Origin of the sequence: Bartonella sp. MF74HXZ (genome assembly GCF_042194445.1) — a bacterium.
GTDB classification, from domain to species: domain Bacteria; phylum Pseudomonadota; class Alphaproteobacteria; order Rhizobiales; family Rhizobiaceae; genus Bartonella; species Bartonella grahamii.
On record NZ_JBHIMW010000013.1, the window covers coordinates 1 to 5,513 of the forward strand.

1 protein-coding gene is annotated in these 5,513 nt (G+C 42.5%); it reads right to left on the reverse strand.

The annotated features are described in order from the left end of the window. Positions 1-5,513 (reverse strand): hypothetical protein (locus ACFIJ8_RS08330; protein WP_375639371.1); only part of this gene is annotated, 5,513 nt, incomplete at both ends.

The window sequence follows — 5,513 nt, forward strand, 5'->3', positions numbered from 1 at the left end:
TTTACCATCTTCCCCATGCAGGGCGACAAAAGCACCTTCAGTCTTGCTCCATGATAAAGAATCTTGTGCAACTCCTTCTGAAACTTCCTTAATACGATCGTTGATAGTGCTCATGCTGTCATTAATGTCATTAAACGCACCCGCAACATTGTTACTGCTCTTCTTATCACCTTTCGTACCATCATTGTTGAAAGTCTGAATTTGGAAATCCGGATTTTGCCATTCACCTTTCTCATTATAACCAGCACCGCCACCCAAATAGCCAGCAAACTGTTTTCGAAGATCATAAATCTGACCACCCGTAATCGCATCGCTCGAACCTGATACTATAGAACCATCAGCCAACGATGTGATCTTGCTGTTTTCCTTTTTACCATCTTTCTCATGCTGTGCGACAAAGGCATCTCCACCCCATAATAAGGAATCTTGTGCAACTCCTTCTGAGACTTCCTTAATACGATCGTTAACAGTTTTGATATTATCATCAAGTCCTTTAAAGGCTGTTTCAACTCCTTCATACGATTTATTTGTTACCTTACCCTCTTTAGAAACTGTCGATAAGTCATACGTTGGTCCTGTAAAGTTTTTGCCATCAAAGGATACAGCGCCACCTAAAATCTTTGATAAATCCGAAGCTATGGCGTTAACCTGTCCACCCGTGATTGCATCATGTGAATCCTTGGAAATCTTACCATCAGCAACATTATGGAGACCTACAGCTGGAGAACCCTTACCTTTTCCTAAAGTCACACTTGTGTAATTAATGCTACCATTTTCATCACCTGTTTTATCATAATGAACAACGGCTGATTCATCAGACTGAAGACTGTTCGAAAGATCTTTCAAGCCTTTATCAAGCTGTCCTTTGTTAACGGCTTCATTATCATTCGCTGCTTCTTTCACACCGGAAAGTGTCCGATCCGCACCAGCCTTATTGGCAATAGTAATGCTCGTGCCTTCTGTTTCTTTACCAATATTGATAACCTTTGTCTTTTCATCCTGCTTAACAAGGCTGTCTCCTACAACTTTATTAATCTCTTTGTTAAGCTCATTTTTAATATTCGTGAAAGAACTGCCAACGCCTGCAAAAGCACTCGCTACATCAGAATAATCTCCTTCTCCAGAGGTGCCATCTTCCTTGATTGTTTTAACCTTGAATGTAGGAGCCTGCCATTTGCCTTCCTCATTATAACCAGCACCACCACCCAAATAGCCAGCAAACTGTTTTTGCAGATCATAAACCTGTCCACCAGTTATTGCATCACTTGAGCCTGATACTATAGAGCCAGCTGCAAGAGACGTGATCTTGCTATTTGTTTTTTTCCCTTTTTCTCCATGCAAGGCTACAAAGGCGTTACTCTCATTACTCCATGATAAAGAATCTTGTGCAACTCCTTGAGAAACTTCCTTAATGCGATCGTTAACAGTCTTGATATTATCATCAAGTCCTTTAAAGGCTGTTTCAACTCCTTCATACGATTTATTTGTTACATTACCCTCTTTAGAAACTGTCGATAAGTCATAGCTAGGAACTGTAAAAGTGCCATCAGCACTAAACGATGCTTTGCCTCCTAAAATTTTTGCTAAACTCGCAGCTATGGTATTAATCTGACCACCCGTAACCGCATCGCTCGAACCTGCTACTATAGAACCATCAGCCAGCGATGTAATCTTGCTGTTTTGCTTTTTACCTTCTTTTTCCCCATGCAAGGCTACAAAGGCGCCTGTAGTCTTGTCCCACAACAAAGCATCGCCTTGAACTGCTTGCGTAATATTCGTTAGTTTTTCATCAAACTTTTTGACCTCATTCGTTAGATGTGTATTCACATTCTTGACACTCGTATCAAGACCCGCAAACGCACTACCAACATCGTTATATGGATTAGTCGTTACTGTACCATCCTCAGTAATATTAGAGATGTTATAAGTCGGAGCTGTAAAAGAACCATCTTTAAAGGCCGCAGAACCACCAAAATAGGTAGCAACCTTATCATTTGTCTCAAAAAGCTGTGAGCCATTTATGGCATCTGTTGAGCTAACAGAAATATCTCCATCCGCAAGAGATGTAATCTTGCTATTAAATCCTCCTGCTTCTGGCTCTCCATTACTGCCAATTCTGCCTCCGATCTTTGCTACAAATGCCTGCTCCTTTTCGCTCCAGTTCAAAGATTTTTCTTTCGCATTCTTAATTTCATTCTGAACATTCTCGAATTTATCTTTAACGTTCTCGAATGAATCACCAACACCGGCAAAGGCAGAAGCTACATCGGAATAAGGCTTCTCAGTCGCAGTGCCATCTTTATTGAAGGTCTTAACCTTGAATGTAGGAGCGGTCCATTTACCATCCGCATAGCTAGCACCACCACCAAAATAAGATGCAACACCTGTGCCCAATGTATGAAGCTGAGAACCACTTACGGCTTCGTCTGAAGTTTCATTGATTGCCCCGCCCAGTAGACCGGAAAGTTTCCGCCCTCCATTCTCTTTGTTCAAAATACTGATTTCGCTACCACCAGTTTCCCTACCAATAGTGATAGGACCTTCTCCTCCATCAAGGAGATTGCGCGTTTTCCTCTTCTGTGCTACTTGCTTAACAAGAATACTGTCTCTTACTTCTTTAATTTCAGTATTTGTTGCCAAAAGTTGGGAACCATTGACCGCTTCGGTTGATTCTGCTGTGAGTGCACCATCTTGAATGCCTGTTATCTTCTTACTGCCAGCGTCAATACCATCGGTTGTTATTTTCGGACCACCTGTAATCACTAAGCCTGTTGCATCTAGGGTATTTGTGCCTGCCTTTACGCTCTCCAGCGCAATGTTCTTCGCTAGATCAAATTGTACCTTATTGTCCTTATCACCTTTTGTAAGATTAAGATTTGTACTTCCAGTTACCAAATCCATTGGGTTGGTTGAATTAACATTCGTCGTATTTTTACCATTAACAGAGAGTTCCCAACTTGGGTTTATAGAGTCTTGTAGAGCTTTTAGCTGCGCAACATTTACCGCATCAGAGTCGTTCGTACCAGCGGCAACACCTACAATCTGTCTGGTTTTTCCTTGCTTAGCATCACCAATACTGAGTGCACCAAGACTACCTATCCATGTGTTGTCCTGTTTATCTGCATTCTCTCTAGTACTAGGATCATAACCCGCAACACCAGGTCCAACATTAGCTACAGAATTACTTCCTAGAGCAATACCATCTTTAACTGATACTTTTGCGCTAGTACCAAAAGCAATTGCAGAGGTGGCACCGCTTTCAACTTTTGCCTGTTGGCCCAAAGCAATTGCAGAGGTAGCGTTTTTAGCAACCTCCGCGTAACGACCCAAAGCAAGCGCATAGGTGGCGCCTTGTGCAACTTTTGCCTGTTCGCCCAAAACAACCGCAAATCTGCTGTTGTTATCAACAGAGGCATTTGAACCAATAACAACCGAACCACTATCGAGAGCTTGTGCTTTTTCACCAATAACAACCGAAGAGATACCCTTAGCTATTGCATTGGCACCAAGAACAACCGAGCCTTGGCCATTAGTTTTTGCGTTGTGCCCAATGGTAATTGAATCCACCATGGATTCTGCATTAACACCAATAGCAACACCTCCGCTGCTGGACCTTGCGCCAGCACCAAGAGCAAACGCAGATTCGCCGTTAGCTTCTGCGCCAGCACCAAGAGCAAACGCAGATTCGCCGTTAGCTTTTGCGCCAGCGCCAAGAGCAACTCCACCAGCACCAGCTACAGATGCATTTGCACCTAAGGCAATTCCATTTAACGAACCTTCTGGATCATCTTTGGAACCAACATCCTTTACAGATGCGCCAGAACCAAAAGCAAGCGCACCGCTGGAGAGTTTATCAACGCTGGCCTTGCTACCAATAGAAACTGAATTTTCTGCATCAGCTGCAGCATCTGCAAAATCTTCGCCAGTAGTATTAATTTTTAAACCTTTTATAATCGCTGCTTCTTGTGCTGCTTTTAGCTGTGCAAAATTCACTGCATCAGTATCATCAGTACCCGTTGCAACTCCCGTTATCTTTTTACTACTAGCGTCAATACCAGAAATCGTTATTTTCGGACCATCCGTAATGACTAAGCCGGTGGCATCGAAGGTATTTGTTCCTGCCTTTAAGCTCGTTAATGTAACATCTTGAGCCAGATCAAATTTTAGCTTATTGTCATCTTCGCCCTTTGTAATATTTAGGTTGCTACTTCCAGCAGAAAAATCTACTCCGCTATCCATAAGAACAGTTGTAGCATTTTTATCTCCAACTGACAGTTTCCAACCGTTTTTTCTTACAAGATCTTCTAAGTCTTTTAACTGGCTAACATTCACTGCATCGGTAACCTCAGAACCAGCTGCTACGCCTGTAATTTGTCTGGTTATACCCTTACTATTATTACCAACACTCACTCCACCCCGCGTACTTTTCCATTGCGCTTCGGTGTTTTTTGTAGGCCCCTGCAGCAAAGGAGTATAACCAAACTTACCAGCAGCCCTACCGGATGCAGAACCTCTTCCTATAGCAACGCCATCTTCCACCGAAACTAAAGAATTGGCACCGATAGCGATAGATCCTTCTTTCTGTGCTTCCGAATAAAATCCAAAAGAAATGGCATGCTGACTAACTGCCTTAGCACGATGACCAATAGCTGTTGAACCAAACCCCAAAGCCTTAGAAACAGCACCCACAGCCGTTGAATAATCACTCTTCGCGGTTGTATAATCATCTGGCCCGTGTGTGCTCTCAGAATTATATTCACCACCTATTGCGACACTACTTTTTCCCATAGTGTGAGCCATGAAACCTATAGCAACAGTATCCACGTCTGATGTCTCAGCGTTAAAGCCCAAAGCAACACCTCTACTCCCCGTTGAATTTGCTTTATGACCTATGACTATACTATTGTCTTTTGTAGCCTGTGCATGGTTCCCCATAACAATGCTATCTCCTTCAGTCGCCTTTGTATAGGGACCTATAGCAATACTACTGTTAGCGGATACTTTTGCATTAACACCAATAGCAATCCCCTGAAAATTCTTAGCTTCAGCTGATAAACCGATAGCTATTGCTCTTTCAGCTAACGCTTTCGCTCCAAAACAACCATAGGTACCGTCTACATTTTTACAGTCTGGGTCATCTTTGCCTATTGCAATACTTGAGGTATCAGTTGCCTGTGCACCATTGCCCAGCATAACACCTGTATTAGCTCTCGTGCCTCGCAGCAGATCACTAACAGGAACAAGTTGTCTTGTTATTGCAGAATCAAATGCTAGTGCAGAAATGTCAGCGTTTTCTTTTTCCTCATTAAAATCTTCTTTTACAAATGCTCTTGGTGCCTTCAGCTGTGCAACATTCTTAACTCTTAATATATCTTGCACACCTTCCCATGCGCCACTACTATCTGTTGTCAAAACATTTATTTTAGAGCTCTCATTACTCGTCCCCAAAAGAGTTCTGGTTAAAAAATTTGCATAGTCATCAGCAGCATTAATCTTTTCTAATCCGGCTTTAT